Origin of the sequence: Marinobacter metalliresistant, from assembly GCF_038098645.1 — a bacterium.
Lineage (GTDB): Bacteria > Pseudomonadota > Gammaproteobacteria > Pseudomonadales > Oleiphilaceae > Marinobacter > Marinobacter metalliresistant.
The window spans coordinates 2,012,701-2,027,369 of sequence record NZ_CP101118.1 but is presented as its reverse complement, the minus strand read 5'-3'; the positions used below and the strand labels follow the sequence as shown (position 1 = coordinate 2,027,369).

Here is a 14,669-nt window from a genome sequence, read left to right as displayed (position 1 = left end):
GCACGTGGCCATGCCAGGTATTATGTACGGTTGCTTTCAGCGCAGCCAGCGCAGCGCGCAATCTGCTGAAAGTGCCGGAACGCGCTACTATAACAGGAGGGGCATATGTCTATCGACCGCCTTGTACTCGCATTCGCAGGATCTTTCATTCTTGTAAGTCTGGCTCTTTCCCAGCTCCACTCACCTTACTGGTTGTGGTTCACCGCGTTTGTGGGCGCCAACATGCTGCAGGCTGCCTTCAGCGGATTCTGCCCTCTGGCGAAGATCCTCAAGGCCTTGGGCAAGAAGCCCGGCGCCGCCTTCGACTGACTTGCGGAGGCGCTGTAAATGGCTGAAAAGACCGAGGGTTCCTGGCTAGAGTTCGCCACTGACCGTCCTCGCCTGACCGTTTGGACCATGGTGGTCGTCACGCTGATGCTGGTGGTGCTGGCGGCGCTGCCAAGCGTCTGGCCCGAACGGTTTGGTCTGCTTAATCCGCTGACCATCGATACCGACCCGGAGAATATGCTCTCCGCCGACGAACCCGTACGCGTTTTTCACGACGACATGAAGAAGCAGTTCTCGCTTTATGACATGGTCGTGGTGGGTGTGGTCAACGAAAGCAACCCTGACGGCGTATTCAATGTCGGTTCGCTGCGGCGTATTTATGAACTGACGGAGTTTGCCAGTACGCTCAGGTGGCCCGATCCGGACAACCCGGGCCGGCAGGAGGGCGTGGTCGAGGAGGATATGCTCGCGCTCTCGCGGGTTGACAACATTGAGCAAGAGGGGGTCGGCTCGGTTCGTTTCAGCTGGCTCATGCCAGAGCCGCCGGATACTCGCAATCAGGCGCTCGCTATTCTTGAGCGGGCGCAACGCATCCCGCTGTTCGACAATACCCTGGTAAGCGCCGATGGCAAGGCAGTCGCCCTTTACCTGCCGCTGACCAGCAAGGACATGAGTTACCGGGTCCGCGAAGCCCTGCTTGACAAAGTCGCTGGCTGGAAGGATACCGGCGATCAGGTCTACATCACCGGGTTGCCCGTGGCGGAGGACACCTTTGGTGTGCAGATGTTCTACCAGATGGCGATTTCGGCGCCACTGGCAATGCTGGTCATCTTCCTGGCGATGTGGTGGTTCTTCCGCCACGTCCGGCTCATTACCTCGGCGATGATCGTGGCCATGGTGGCGGCCGCGAGCACCATGGCGTTGCTGGTGATCAGCGGCAGCACCGTCCACATCATGAGCTCGATGATCCCCGTATTCATCATGCCCATTGCGGTGCTGGATGCGGTGCATATCCTCTCGGAATTCTTCGACCGCTATCCCCAGCATCGTGACCGCCACCGGGCCATCCGGGAGGTTATGGGGATACTGTTCAAGCCGATGCTGTTCACCACCCTGACGACGATGGCCGGGTTTGGGTCACTGGCACTCACCCCGATCCCGCCGGTTCAGGTGTTCGGCATCTTTATCGCGATCGGTGTGTTCCTGGCCTGGTTGTGCACGGTGACCTTTATTCCGGCTTACATCATGCTGATGCCGGAGCGGCGGCTCACCGGCTTCGGACACGCCGTCGGGGACCCAGATGGGAATACAGTCATGGGGCGCTGGCTGCGTCGCCTCGGCGAGGGCGTGGTCGGCCACGCCAGGGCGGTGCTGGTGGTTACCATGGTCGTGGTGGTGGCTGCGGGTTATGGCATCAGCCAGATCCGTATCAACGATAACCCGGTCAAGTGGTTCGAGCCCGAGCACCCCATCCGGGTGGCGGACCGGGTGCTCAACGAACATTTCGGCGGCACCTACATGGCCTATCTGGCGCTGGTTCCGGAGGCCGATGACGCGGCCCGGCCCGACGAGACCTTCAAGCGCCCCGAGGTCCTGCGCTACATCGCCAGGCTGCAGCAGCGGCTGGGCGAGACTGGTGTGGTCGGCAAGTCCAACTCCGTCGCCGATCTGGTCAAAACCGTCCACCGCGAACTTCTGGGCGGCGATGCCGGGGCCTTTCGCATTCCGGACAGTCCGGCGGCGGTTGCGCAGACCCTGCTCACTTACCAGAATGGCCATCGCCCCCAGGACCTCTGGCACTTCGTTACGCCCGACTACCGCCGTGCCAGCATCTGGGTTCAGCTCACCAGTGGCGATAACCGGGACATGAGCCGGGTGGTTCAGGCGCTCGACGACTTCATTGCGGCCAATCCTCCGCCGGCGTCGATCCAGGCACGCTGGTTTGGTCTTAACTATATCAATGTGGTCTGGCAGGACAAAATGGTCAGCGGCATGGCCATGGCCCTGTTCGGCAGTTTCGTGGTTGTGCTGCTGTTGATGGCTGTGCTGTTCCGTTCGCTGCTCTGGGGGCTGCTGTGCATGATACCTCTGACTGTGACCATCGGGGCCATCTACGGTCTGATCGGTATCATCGGCAAGAACTACGATATGCCGGTCGCCGTGCTTAGCGCCCTGAGTCTGGGGCTCGCCGTGGACTACGCCATCCACTTCCTGGCCCGCGCCCGCGCCATCCAGGCCGAGACAGGTTCCTGGCGTCGCTCGGTGGCACCGATGTTCGGCGAGCCGGCACGGGCAATAACCCGCAACGCCATCGTGCTTGGCGTTGGTTTCCTGCCGCTGCTGGCGGCACCGCTTGTGCCCTACCAGACGGTGGGGGTGTTTATCGCGGCCATTCTGTTGACCGCCGGCCTGAGCACACTGCTGATCCTGCCGGCATTGGTAACCCTGCTGCAACGGTGGCTGTTTCCCGGCGCCCACAGGGCCGTCCCGAATCCGCAAAACCAAGAGGAAGGCGTGCAATGAGTAGATACTGGCTTGTTACCCTGTTCCGAAAGCTGGCCCTGATGGTGATGGCGCTGGGCATCGCGCCCATTGCCCTGGCCCAGGATGCCGGCGCTGCGCCCTCGGTGGAGCGCATTGTCAACCGTGCCAATATGGTCTCCTACTTCCAGGGGCGTGATGGCCGCGCCAGGGTCGCCATGACCATCACTGACCGCCAGGGGCGTACCCGCAGTCGCGAGCTTACCATTTTGCGGCGGGACGGCCCGGAGACAGATGCCATTGAGGGGAGCGCCTACCGTGGCGAGCAGAAGTACTATGTCTATTTCCGGCGACCGGCGGATGTGAGCCAGATGACGCTGCTGGTGTGGAAACACCAGGACCGGGACGACGACCGCTGGCTGTACCTGCCGGCGCTGGATCTGGTTAAGCGAATTGCCGCTTCCGACAAACGCACCAGCTTCGTCGGCTCGGATTTCTTCTACGAGGATATCTCGGGGCGCAGTATTGACGACGACAGCCACGAGCTGATCGAGACCACGGACAACTACTACGTAGTGCGCAACAAACCCAGGCGGCCCGGGGAGGTTGAGTTCGCCTACTACGATGTCTATATCCACAAGCAGTCCTTCCTGCCGGTTCGCACCGAGTATGTCGACGACAGTGGCAACCTCTACCGGCGTTACACCGCGCTGGCGGTGGAGAAGGTGCAGGGTTACCCCACGGTCGTAAAGGCGAGGATGGAGAACCTGCGCAGCGGCGGCACCACGGAGCTGACCTACAGTGGCATTGACTATGACCTGGGTCTGCCGGAAGACGTCTTCTCGGAGCGCTACCTGCGCCGGGCACCAAAGGAGTACTTGCAGTGACCACCGGTGCACTGAGGGCAGGAGGGCGTGGATGAACACCAGAAGCCTGCTCTGGGGCATGTTGCTGGCGGGTATCGGTCTCGGTGTGGCGCCCGGGGCGCTATGGGCGGCCGCGCCCGAGCTGCCGGAGGGGCTGGGCGCGCCAGCCAGCGATACCGAGGAACCGGCCCTGCCGGCAGGCCTCGGGGGTGAGGCCGGGGCAGAACAAACCGCCGACCGACCGGCTGCGGCGGCGCTGCCATTTCGCCTGCGTGGCTTCTGGGAAGCCCGGGGCGGAACCCGGCTGGGCGATGATCCCTACGAGCGCGATCTCTCCATCGCCGAGACCCGGTTGCAGCTTGAGGCGGAGAAGTATTTCCAGGGAGCAACGCTGCGCCTTACCGGCGATTTTCTCTATGATGACCTGGACGACGATCGGGCGATGGACCTGGAATCGGGTGAGGGCGCCTTCGACCTGCGCGAGGCCAGCCTGGTGTTTTCGCCGAGCGCGGATACCGATGTAAAAGTAGGTCGCCAAATATTAACCTGGGGAACCGGCGACCTGGTGTTCATCAACGATCTGTTTCCAAAGGACTGGGTCTCGTTTTTTATCGGCCGCGATGTGGAGTACCTCAAGGCGCCCTCGGACGCGCTGAAGGTTTCGGCTTTTTCCAGCTGGGCCAATCTTGACCTTGTCTACACCCCTCGGTTTGACGCTGATCGCTTCATCGACGGTCGCCGTCTCTCTTTCTTCAACGCAGGACAAGGGCGGCTGACCGGGCGCAATGCGGTTGTACTGGCGGACCGCCCGGCGGACGCCTTCGAAGACGACGAGTGGGCCGCCCGGCTGTACCGCAACCTTGGCGCCTACGAGGTCGCGCTCTACGGCTACGACGGCTTCTGGAAGAGCCCGGCCGGGGCTGATCCGGTCAGCGGCAGGGCCACGTTTCCTCCGCTGTCGGTGCTCGGCGCCAGCCTGCGCGGGCCGGTGGGGCCGGGCATCGGCAACGTCGAACTGGGTTATTACGATTCCCGCACCGACCGCGACGGCGACGATCCCACGGTGCGCAACAGCGAGCTGCGCCTGCTGCTCGGCTATGAGCAGGAAATTGCCCGTAACCTGACCCTGGGCCTGCAGTACTACCTGGAGCGCATGGATGAGTATGAGGCCTACCGGCGAACCTTGCCCCCGGGTGCCCCGGTGCGGGACGAGAATCGCCACGTCCTCACCCAGCGTCTGACCTGGCTGACACACAGCCAGAATCTGGAGTGGTCGTTGTTCCTGTTCTACTCGCCCTCGGACCGGGACGCGTACCTACGCCCCCGGGTGGGCTACCAGGTTGATGATCATCTCTCTGTTGAAGCCGGCGGGAACCTGTTTTTCGGCGCCCAGGAGGAAACCTTCTTCGGTCAGTTTCAGGACAACAATAACCTGTATCTGGGGGTGCGCTATGGGTTCTGAAAAGGTTAGGTGTTGATGCCGAAGTGCCGGTTGAGCTCTTGCCGGGCGGGGCCAGTCCATCTTTTTCCGGACAGTCCACCAGTGACATCACATGACGAATAACATTGAGTCGGGCCTGTTTTTTATTGACTCCTCCGGCCGAATGAAAACCATCACTTGGCGTTCCATACCTCGCGATCAGTGATCTTCTCTCCGTCCCTGGTGGCCGGTTCGCCCAGTCTGTCCCGGCTGGCCAGGTAATCCCGCGTGAGCGGTACCGCGTCCTGTTTTTTGGCAAGCTGGATCTGAAAGACGACAAGACCGTCGTGCCGGAATGCCACTTCGCTGGCAACCAGGTAGAACCGCCACATGCGGCAGAACCGCTCGTCATAGATCGACCGTACCCGGTCCAGGCTGGCCTCGAACCGATTGCGCCATTCCTTCAGAGTCTCGGCGTAATGAAGCCGCCACACCTCGACATCGGTGACATAGAGACCGGATTGCTCGACGACGGCAAGGATTTCCGACAGGGCCGGGCTGTAGCCACCGGGAAATATGTATTTGGTGATCCAGGGGTTGGTTGATCCTGGTCCGTCGGCCCGGCCAATTGTGTGCAGCAGTGCCACACCATCGTCTTTGAGCCGGTCTCGCAGGGTGGCGAAGAACTCCTTGTAGTGTGGCACTCCGACATGCTCAAACATGCCCACTGACACGATCCGGTCAAAAGTGCCGTCGATGTCGCGGTAGTCTTGCAGCCGGAACCGGGCCTGGTCGCCAAGACCCTCGGCCCGGGCACGTTCTTCGGCGATCCTGTGTTGCTCCTGCGACAGGGTTATCCCGGTGACCCGGGCGCCATGGTCACGGGCAAGGTGAAGCCCAAGCCCGCCCCATCCGCAGCCGATGTCGAGAACCCGTTGTTCCGGCGCCAGGAGGAGTTTTCGGGCGATCAGGGATTTCTTGTTTCTTTGGGCGGTCTCCAGGGTGTCGCCCGGTTCGCGGAAATAGGCGCAGGAGTATTGGCGGTCGGGGTCCAGAAACAGGTCATACAGCGTGCCGGACAGGTCGTAATGATGCGCCACGTTGCGCTGAGCCCGCCCGGCCGGGTTGAACTGCGCCAGTCTGCGATGAAGCTGACGGAGGTTTGCCTGCCAGCGAAGGTGCCATGCATCGGACTGGCGCTTCAGGTTGATGACCAGCAACTCAACCAGGCCATAGAGATCGTCCTGGTCGACCGTGAGTGTCCCGTCCATATAGGCCTCGCCCAGTGTGAGCTCGGGATTGATCAGGAGTTTGCGTGGCAGGGAGCGGGCGTGAAAACGCATGGTGGCGGAGGGTGTCGACCCGTCACCGTATTGTATTGATCGTCCGTCAGGATAGACGACAACCAGGCTCCCCTGCCTGATCAGACGCTTCAGAAAAATCGAAAGCAGTTTTATCCACATCGTGTTTTCTCGTTGCTGCGACCTTTGTGTCGTTGAAATGATCACTTCTCCGGATCATTTGATTCCGGGTTGTGCTAGCGAAGCCGGCGTACCGGCACTTCGCTGTTCGAGTAATCACATCAGTAAACTATATACTATGACGGCAAGTCGGCCTGTTCGTTACACGTCCGCGGCTTGCCCCGGATCACCCGGCCCCAAAACAGCTGTAACGGATATCTTTTTTTTGCGTCTGGTTTTCTGGTTTATGGTCTATGTTGTCTCATATCAAAATCAAAAGGATTGATTTATGACAGTCAAGGTTATCGAGGTAGGCGGTCTGACCTCCACACTGAGCGCGAGGGGCGTTGAAAAACAGCTCTCCCGGCTGCCGGGTGTGAGCAAGGTTGAAGTGAATTACGTCGCGGGCAGTGCCACCGTGGTCTATGACGAAACGCGTACCGACCTTGAGGCGATCAAGGCGAAAGTCGTCGAGTGCGGCTATCACTGCGGCGGCGAGCTGGTGCCGAAGCACGTCTGTGCGCCGGAGGCTTCGCAAGGTAAGTCTGGTGCCGCCGCAAAACCGGCCGGTCATCATCACCCGGGCGCGGACAATACCCGCGCCGAAGCCGAGGCAGCGCCGCCCGTGGATCACGCGGCCCATGAGATGGGCCATGGCGGCGGCATGAGCATGGAAGCCATGGCGCGCGATATGCGCAATCGCTTCTGGATTGCGTTCGTCTTCAGCATCCCCATCTTTGCCTATTCGCCCATGGGCGAGGTGTTCATACCCCCGGCGCCGCCATTTGGCCTCCGCCTGGATCTGTGGCTGTTTTTCCTGGCGAGCGCTTCGCAACGGAGTGCTCAACATGGCCGTGCTCGTGGTCCTGTCCGTGGGCACGGGGTATCTGTTCAGCGTCGGCGCGACCTTCTTCTTTCCCAGTGTTCAGTTCTATGAAGCGGTGGCAGTGCTTCTGGTCTTTATCCTGCTCGGCCATTGGCTGGAGATGCGCGCCCGTGCCGGTGCCTCGGACGCCATCCGCTCGCTGATGGATCTCGCGCCGCCCAAGGCCACTGTGTTGCGTGATGGCCAGGAACGGGAGGTTCCCACCGCTGAGGTTCTGAAGGACGACATCGTCGTGATCCGCCCCGGCAATAAGATTCCGGTGGACGGTGAGGTCTTGGAGGGCGAGTCCCTGGTGGATGAGTCCATGCTCACTGGCGAGTCCATGCCGGTGGAAAAAAAGCCCGGCGATAAGGTGATCGGGGCCACCATTAACAAGAGCGGCAGCTTCAGGTATCGCGCCACCAAGGTAGGTTCCGACACCGCGTTAGCGCAGATCGTCAAGCTGGTGCAGGAGGCGCAGAACTCCAAGGCTCCGGCGCAGCTGCTGGCGGACAAAGCGTCACAGTGGCTGGTAGTGATTGCCATCGTAATCGGCCTGCTCACCTTCGCCGTCTGGTTCTGGTGGATTGGCCAAAGCCTGCTGCTTGCCGTGACCCTGACTATCACCGTGTTCGTGATCGCCTGCCCGGACGCCCTGGGCCTTGCAACGCCCATGGCGGTGATGGTGGGCACCGGCCTCGGTGCCAGGAACGGCATCTTGTTCAAGAATGCCTCTGCACTTGAGGATGCCACCCGGCTGGATATTGTGGTCTTCGACAAGACCGGCACCCTGACCATGGGCGAGCCGCAGGTGGTCGAGGTGGTCGTGGTGGCGGGCAGCACCGAGGAGGCGGTCCTCGCACTGGCGGGGACGGTGGAGCAGGGCTCGGACCATCCTCTGGCCCAGGCGATACAAAGTAAGGCCGAAGGCTTGCAGCTCGATCCGCTGACCGGTTTCACCAACATCGAGGGCAAGGGCGCGCGGACGGAGATTGGCAGCAAGACCGTGCTGCTCGGCAACCGCCGGCTGATGGACGAAGAGAAGGTCGACATGGCGAGCCTGAAGGACGAGGCCGCGCGTCTGCAGAGTGCGGGGCAGACCGTGGTGCACGTCGCCCAGGACGGGAAGCTGGTCGGCCTTATCGCCATTGCCGATGCGCCGCGCCCCACCGCTACTGCAATGGTCAAAAAGATGCGTGAACGCGGGGTGGAGGTGGCGATGCTCACCGGCGACAACCAGGCCACCGCCGAGCGCATCGCCCGGGAACTCGGCATTGAGATGGTGATCGCCGATGTCCTTCCGGGGCAGAAAGCAGACAAGATCAAGGAGCTCCAGGCTCAGGGCAAGAAGGTTGGCATGGTGGGCGACGGTGTCAATGACGCCCCGGCACTGACCCAGGCGGAGGTGGGTTTCGCCATCGGTGCCGGCACCGATGTGGCCATTGAGAGCGCTGACGTGGTGCTGATGAAGAGCGACCCCTACGATGTGCTGGGAGCCATCGAGCTGTCGCGCGCTACCCTGCGCAAGATGCACCAGAACCTGTTCTGGGCGGTGGGCTATAACGTCATCGCCTTTCCCGCGGCGGCAGGCGTGTTCTATCCGTTGGTGATAAGCCCAGAAGTAGCGGCGCTCGCAATGTCTGGAAGCTCCGCTCTTGTTGCGGTAAATGCACTCCTGTTAAAGCGCACCCAACTGGACGGCTTAGGGTAGACGAACACTTCCAATTGGAAAAATTGATGTTCATCAAGCCCACGCTATTGGGCGACTCTTTTTGCATCTTTTGTTGGGGTTTTTCAGTGTGAATTCAGGCTTATGAGTTTAAGTGGTAGGTAATTGCTGTTTGCTGACATGATTAATGACAACAAGGGGGAACGGGTAAATGGACATCAAAACCTTTGGAGAACTTATTAGCTGGACACGGGATTTGCATGCTCACCTTGCAAGGTGTATGTCACATTGCGCTACGAAGAATGAAGAGGAGCGAGCACGGGCGCTGCTGGACTATCTGGCGACCCATGAATCGGAAATGGAACGTATCGTGAATGAATTCAAGTCGCAGGGCGATTTCAAAGCATTGGAGACAAGGGTCTACGACTACCTGTCTCACCATCCCATTAAGACCCACAGAACCTGCGATGAGCCATACGCACAGCTGGATTTTGAGGGCATATGCAGAGAAGTATTCGATTTCCATGATCAGATAGAGGACCTTTATCGCACCATGGCCGACAAAGCCGAGATTCCCGAGGCGAAAGAATTACTGCAATCGTTGCTAACCATGGAAGAGAACGAAGCTATGCGATTGGCCAGGCAGATAGGGCGTATGAACGACCTCTGATCAGAACACTGAAATTATTCTTCGACGCAGAAAAGGATGTTGATACATGGTGGCGTCTTCCAGTCAGTTACGGGTTTTCAAGATGGGTATCAATACTCATCAGGAGCCTGTCGTCTACATGCGTGGTGATTGTGATGTGTGCCTTTCAGAAGGATTCGCCGCCAGTTCCAGGGTGGGAATTTCCTCGCAGGGACGTTCCATCATCGCAACTCTCAATATTTCGTCTGATGAAACGGTTCCCAAAGGGTATGCGGGGCTTTCAGATATCGCCATAGAGCGGCTCGGGGTGGCTCAGTCTGACCTGGTTTCAGTACATCATGCGCCCTATATCGAATCCTTGAGTCTGGTTCGTCGGAAAGTATTCGGACACAGCTTGCTTCCGGCTGAGATGGCCCGCATTGTCTCCGATATCTCCGCACACAAATACAGCGATGTCGAAATAGCCTGTTTCCTGAGCGCTTGTGCGGGTGGCAGATTAGGTTTCGATGAGATTGTTGCTTTGACCCAGGCGATGGTGAATTGCGGACAACAGCTCGATTGGCCAGGCGTGGATCGTGTGTTCGACAAACACTGTGTTGGAGGCCTGCCGGGCAACCGGACCACGCCGCTGGTTGTGTCGATCGTCAGCGCAGCAGGCTTAGTAATGCCTAAAACCTCCTCCCGTGCCATCACCTCACCGGCGGGAACAGCGGACACCATGGAAGCGCTGACCAATGTGAGGCTTGGGCTGAACGAGATTCGCCGTGTGGTCAGAGAAACCGGTGCCTGTCTCGCCTGGGGTGGGGCGATGAACCTCAGCCCGGCTGATGACCTGTTGATTCGCATCGAGAGAGCGCTGGACCTTGATGGTGAGGGCCAGCTCGTGGCCTCGGTGCTGTCCAAGAAGATTGCTGCCGGTTCCACCCATGCGGTGATTGATATTCCGGTGGGGGAGACGGCCAAGGTTCGAACGCCCGGCGATGCCGACCGGCTGGCCTCTCTTTTCACAAGCGTTGGGGCGGCCTGTGGGCTGAAGGTACGCTGCATCGCGACAGACGGCAGCAAGCCGGTTGGTGCAGGGATCGGGCCGACAGAGGAGGCCCGTGATGTTTTGGCCGTGTTGCAGGGAAAGCGGGGTGCGCCGGAGGATCTACGGAGCCGCGCCATCATGCTGGCTGGCCATTTGTTCGATCTGGCCGATGGTCTTGGCGTGAAAGAGGGGATGATCAAAGCAGAGCGATTACTTCAAAACGGCTCTGCCTGGGAGCAGTTCAAGCGCATAACAAAGGCTCAGGGGGGACTGAAGAGCTTAGGTGAAGCCCGTTTTCGGCGTCCAGTTCTGTCCTCGGAATCCGGAACAATCGTGTCTATCGACAATCGTCGGCTTGCCCGTGTCGCCAAGCTGGCAGGCGCACCTGCCAGCTCTACCGCAGGGCTGCGGCTACTGGCGACCGTCGGTGATAGAGTCACTAAGGGAGAGCCTCTCTATGAATTGCTCAGTGACAGTCCGGGGCAGCAGGATTATGCGCTGGCGTTTAACGATATGGGGCCGGCAATCTTCACTGTAAAGCGAGAGGAATGATTGTGGACATTATTGAAAAAAATGTGCTGTTTAGCCTCACCCCGCACCCATTACAGGAGAAGCTTTGTGATCAGCTTAACTTGGAGCCGGGAAGTTTGGAGGTGCGGAGGTTCCCTGATGGTGAGTCCTACTTACGTGTGCTCACATCAGTCAAAGGTGCGAACTGCGTAATATTGGCCGACCTAACGCATCCAGACACCAAATACCTTGCTCTCCTGTTTCTCTTTGAAACTCTCCGGGAACTCGGTGCCAGGTCGATTGGGTTGGTGGCGCCCTATCTTTGCTATATGCGCCAGGATCGACGCTTCGAAGAAGGGGAGGCGGTCACTTCCAGGGTGTTTGCCCAGTCTTTGTCTTTACATATCGACTGGCTGATCACCGTTGATCCACATTTGCACAGGTACCAGTCTCTTGACGAAATCTACAGCATACCCACGCAAGTTGTTCAGGGAGCACCGGCGCTGGCGGATTGGCTACGGGGGCAAAACGGTCTGTTGCTGGTAGGTCCGGACGCGGAAAGTGAGCAATGGGTATCAAGTATCGCGCAGGCCAGTAACCATCCTTATGTCATTGGCACCAAGCAGCGTCTGGGTGACCGGCGCGTTGAAGTCACCTTGCCGGATATCTCGGCGTATAACGGCCGGAAAGCCGTCATCATTGATGACGTTATTTCCAGCGGACGCACCATTGGCGAGTGTGTCAGGGCACTTAAGGCGCAAGGCACGGAGGCCATCCTGTGTGCGGCGGTGCATGGCATTTTTGCGGAGGCCTCGGACACCTACCTTCTGGGTACCGGCCTGCAGACGCTGGTGACCACCAACACGGTTCCACACAGCAGCAATGAGATCGATGTCAGCGAGTTGCTGGTGCCGCCGGTCAGGCATTTTCTCAATCAGGTGGAGGATGAGCGCCGATGAACATTACATTTCTGGGTGGCACGGAAACCGTGACCGGCTCCAAGTTCCTGGTTGAAACCGGCCAGACACGTGTATTGGTCGATTGCGGCCTGTTTCAGGGGTACAAGTGGCTGAGAAAGCGCAACCGGCAACCGTTGCCGCTCGATATTGCCTCGCTGGATGCCGTGCTTCTGACCCATGCCCATCTGGATCATTCAGGCTACATCCCCGTGTTGTACAAGCAGGGCTTCCGGGGGGCGGTTTATACCCATCATGCCACCCGAGAGCTATGCAGCATATTGCTGGCCGATAGCGGCCATCTTCAGGAAGAGGAGGCACATTACCTCGGCCGCCATAAGCTGAGCAGGCATGAGAATCCGGAGCCCCTGTATGATCAGGAGGATGCAGAAGCCTGCATGGAGCTGTTTCAGTCGGTGGACTTTCACCAAGTGATCCAGCTCGGTGATATACGCTTTCATCTGCGACCGGTCGGGCACATTCTCGGGGCGGCCTGTGTCATCATCGAGGCGGAAGGTAAACGCGTCGGTTTTTCCGGCGATGTGGGCCGCCTCAATGATATTTTCATGAGGCCACCGGCACCCCTGCCAGCACTCGACATGCTGATGCTGGAATCAACATATGGCGATCGTCGCCACGAAGACGTGGATTTGCTGTCACAACTGGCGGACATCGTTAACGAAACGGTCGACAAAGGGGGCAATATACTGATTCCGGCCTTTGCCGTGGGCAGAGCGCAGGTCTTGCAGCATATGCTCACCGACCTGATGAAGGCGGGACGAATTCCAAGGTTGCCAGTTTATCTGGATAGCCCCATGGCGATTGATGTTTCTGAGATTTACTGCCGCTACGAAGATCAGCATCGGTTGAGCAGTTCAGAATGCCATGAAATGTGCAGCACCGTTCACTATAGCCGCAGCGTCCAAGACTCCAAGGCGCTGGCTGACCAGGCCTACCCGCACGTAATTATTGCAGGCAGCGGTATGGCAACGGGCGGTCGCATTCTTCATCACTTCAAACGTCTCCTCGGCCAGCACCGCACAACCGTTATCTTTGCCGGTTATCAGGCAGGGGGGACACGAGGCGCCAAAATGGTTGATGGAGCGGAAAGGATCAAGATCCACGGCGACTGGATTCCGGTCAAGGCCCGGCTGGAGGTGTTGAGTGGGCTTTCCGGACATGGAGATTTCACAGAGATTGAACAGTGGCTGGCTCAAAGTGACTTAGCCCCCGAAACGCCGATCAACTTGATTCATGGAGACCCTGATGCGCTGGAGGCCATGAAGGATCACTTGCGTCAGAACACCCGGTTTGAGGTGGAGGTGGCAGGCTACCAATCCATTTTGCGTCTTTGACGATGCCCTGACGGCCATCTTCGAGGGCGACCTGAATGAGCCGCTTAAGATCCGGCAACGACCTTGCTCGCGGCGGCTGCCGAGTGCTAGAGTGGGTGATCTCATTGGCTGGAGTGAGAGGCAGTGGCCCTGATCCCGGCTCCAACCTGAACAGTAATGTCATAAGGAGTGTTTGGTGAAATCCCAATCCTGGCTCTGGTCTCTGATAGCGGTGTTGGTGCTCGCCGGCGGTTCTTATGGGGTTTTTGTTCTGTTTGGGGAAGAGCCCTTGCCGCAGGGAATCGTCTATGGCAATGGCCATATCGAGGGGCGGGAAGTGTGGATCGCGGCCGAAGTGGCCGGTCGGGTCATCGAGCACCATCTCGCGGAAGGCAGCAAGGTTTCGGCTGGCGACACGGTAGCCGTGATCGACCCCGCCGATGCCAGAGACCGCCTGCGCTCGGCACAGGCCGAGCTGGCCTCGGCGCGGGAAGTCCGTGACGGCTTCGACAGCCAAATCACCACCTGGCGTCATCATCTCAAGAATGCCGAGAAACAACGGCAGCGGATCCGGGACTTGCGGTCCCGCAATCTGGCCAGCTCGAGTGATCTGGATCAGGCGGAAAATGCCGTCAGTGAGGCCCGGGGCCGACTTGAGTCTCTCCAGCGGCAGAAGGATGCCGCCGAAGAACAGGTGGCTGCAAGGGCGGCGCAGGTGGCACTGGCTGAATCGCAACTGGACAAAGCGGAGGTTGCCGCGCCGCTCTCCGGAACCATCCTGATCCGGGCGGTGGAGACGGGAGAGGTTGTCGATACCGGCCAGCCGCTGGCCACGATGGTGAATCTGCAGCAGCTCGAACTCAAGGTCTATGTCCCCGGTGATATCCTCAACCGGATCAGCTTGGGGGATCCCGCCAGAATCCGCGTGGACGGTTTGCCCGGGGACTTTTCCGCCAAAGTCGGCAGGATTGACGATTTCGCCCAGTTCACCCCCCGCGATGTCCACATGCCCGACGAGAGAGTTCGGATGGTCTATGGCGTTACCCTGGTGCTGGATAATCCGGCCGATGCTCTGAAACCGGGTATGCCGGCAGATGCCTGGATTCGCTGGGATCCGGACGCCGAGTGGCCAGCGACCCTCTCGGTTCCGGCGCGCTGAGCC

General features: G+C 59.5%; 12 protein-coding genes. 11 read left to right on the top strand and 1 reads right to left on the bottom strand.

The features are described from left to right. Positions 1 to 105: 105 nt before the first annotated feature. The 4 genes from NLK58_RS09495 to NLK58_RS09480 are packed head-to-tail and all read left to right on the top strand — an operon-like array spanning position 106 to position 5,076. The gene (locus NLK58_RS09495; RefSeq protein WP_053113999.1) at positions 106 to 309 is read left to right on the top strand and encodes a DUF2892 domain-containing protein; all 204 of its coding nucleotides are present in this window, start codon (positions 106 to 108) and stop codon (positions 307 to 309) included. An 18-nt stretch (positions 310 to 327) separates the two neighbouring features. Beyond that, positions 328 to 2,790, top strand: coding sequence for an MMPL family transporter (locus NLK58_RS09490; protein ID WP_341582643.1), 2,463 nt, complete (start codon positions 328 to 330; stop codon positions 2,788 to 2,790). Beyond that, a complete protein-coding gene (locus NLK58_RS09485; protein ID WP_341582642.1) occupies positions 2,787 to 3,635 on the top strand; it encodes an outer membrane lipoprotein-sorting protein in 849 nt (282 codons plus the stop codon). Before NLK58_RS09490 ends, NLK58_RS09485 begins: the two co-directional genes overlap by 4 nt. Positions 3,636 to 3,666: 31 nt before the next feature. Beyond that, positions 3,667 to 5,076, top strand: coding sequence for a hypothetical protein (locus tag NLK58_RS09480; RefSeq protein WP_341582641.1), 1,410 nt, complete (start codon positions 3,667 to 3,669; stop codon positions 5,074 to 5,076). Positions 5,077 to 5,228: 152 nt separating this feature from the next. On the opposite strand, the gene NLK58_RS09475 is transcribed toward NLK58_RS09480, so the two are convergent. Continuing rightward, positions 5,229 to 6,497 carry a cyclopropane-fatty-acyl-phospholipid synthase family protein gene (locus NLK58_RS09475; protein ID WP_341582640.1) on the bottom strand — a complete coding sequence of 423 codons (1,269 nt, stop codon included), beginning with the start codon at positions 6,495 to 6,497 and terminating at the stop codon, positions 5,229 to 5,231. A 286-nt stretch (positions 6,498 to 6,783) separates the two neighbouring features. Here NLK58_RS09475 and NLK58_RS09470 point away from each other — a divergent pair, with 286 nt between their 5' ends. The 7 genes from NLK58_RS09470 to NLK58_RS09440 all read left to right on the top strand — a co-directional run bounded on the left by NLK58_RS09470 (position 6,784) and on the right by NLK58_RS09440 (position 14,666). Next, positions 6,784 to 7,431, top strand: coding sequence for a heavy metal translocating P-type ATPase (locus NLK58_RS09470; protein WP_341582639.1), 648 nt, complete (start codon positions 6,784 to 6,786; stop codon positions 7,429 to 7,431). Continuing rightward, on the top strand, positions 7,367 to 9,070 hold the full coding sequence (locus NLK58_RS09465; protein ID WP_341582638.1) for a copper-translocating P-type ATPase: 1,704 nt from the start codon (positions 7,367 to 7,369) through the stop codon (positions 9,068 to 9,070). The genes NLK58_RS09470 and NLK58_RS09465 overlap by 65 nt, the downstream gene beginning before the upstream one ends. Before the next feature lie 169 nt (positions 9,071 to 9,239). Then, positions 9,240 to 9,698, top strand: coding sequence for a hypothetical protein (locus tag NLK58_RS09460; RefSeq protein WP_008171259.1), 459 nt, complete (start codon positions 9,240 to 9,242; stop codon positions 9,696 to 9,698). A 46-nt stretch (positions 9,699 to 9,744) separates the two neighbouring features. Then, complete coding sequence (locus NLK58_RS09455) at positions 9,745 to 11,259, top strand: thymidine phosphorylase family protein (RefSeq protein ID WP_339753352.1); 1,515 nt, start codon at positions 9,745 to 9,747, stop codon at positions 11,257 to 11,259. Continuing rightward, complete coding sequence (locus NLK58_RS09450; RefSeq protein WP_339753355.1) at positions 11,256 to 12,176, top strand: ribose-phosphate diphosphokinase; 921 nt, start codon at positions 11,256 to 11,258, stop codon at positions 12,174 to 12,176. The genes NLK58_RS09455 and NLK58_RS09450 overlap by 4 nt, the downstream gene beginning before the upstream one ends. Then, the gene (locus NLK58_RS09445) at positions 12,173 to 13,528 is read left to right on the top strand and encodes an MBL fold metallo-hydrolase (RefSeq protein WP_341582633.1); all 1,356 of its coding nucleotides are present in this window, start codon (positions 12,173 to 12,175) and stop codon (positions 13,526 to 13,528) included. Before NLK58_RS09450 ends, NLK58_RS09445 begins: the two co-directional genes overlap by 4 nt. 175 nt (positions 13,529 to 13,703) lie before the next feature. Next, on the top strand, positions 13,704 to 14,666 hold the full coding sequence (locus tag NLK58_RS09440) for an HlyD family secretion protein (RefSeq protein ID WP_162893663.1): 963 nt from the start codon (positions 13,704 to 13,706) through the stop codon (positions 14,664 to 14,666). Positions 14,667 to 14,669: the final 3 nt, after the last annotated feature.

Bases quoted from the DNA above. Each gene is read 5' to 3' on its own strand.
- NLK58_RS09495 (WP_053113999.1), top strand. From the start codon at position 106: ATGTCTATCGACCGCCTTGTACTCGCATTCGCAGGATCTTTCATTCTT.
- NLK58_RS09490 (WP_341582643.1), top strand. From the start codon at position 328: ATGGCTGAAAAGACCGAGGGTTCCTGGCTAGAGTTCGCCACTGACCGT.
- NLK58_RS09485 (WP_341582642.1), top strand. From the start codon at position 2,787: ATGAGTAGATACTGGCTTGTTACCCTGTTCCGAAAGCTGGCCCTGATG.
- NLK58_RS09480 (WP_341582641.1), top strand. From the start codon at position 3,667: ATGAACACCAGAAGCCTGCTCTGGGGCATGTTGCTGGCGGGTATCGGT.
- NLK58_RS09475 (WP_341582640.1), bottom strand. From the start codon at position 6,497: ATGTGGATAAAACTGCTTTCGATTTTTCTGAAGCGTCTGATCAGGCAG.
- NLK58_RS09470 (WP_341582639.1), top strand. From the start codon at position 6,784: ATGACAGTCAAGGTTATCGAGGTAGGCGGTCTGACCTCCACACTGAGC.
- NLK58_RS09460 (WP_008171259.1), top strand. From the start codon at position 9,240: ATGGACATCAAAACCTTTGGAGAACTTATTAGCTGGACACGGGATTTG.
- NLK58_RS09455 (WP_339753352.1), top strand. From the start codon at position 9,745: ATGGTGGCGTCTTCCAGTCAGTTACGGGTTTTCAAGATGGGTATCAAT.
- NLK58_RS09450 (WP_339753355.1), top strand. From the start codon at position 11,256: ATGATTGTGGACATTATTGAAAAAAATGTGCTGTTTAGCCTCACCCCG.
- NLK58_RS09445 (WP_341582633.1), top strand. From the start codon at position 12,173: ATGAACATTACATTTCTGGGTGGCACGGAAACCGTGACCGGCTCCAAG.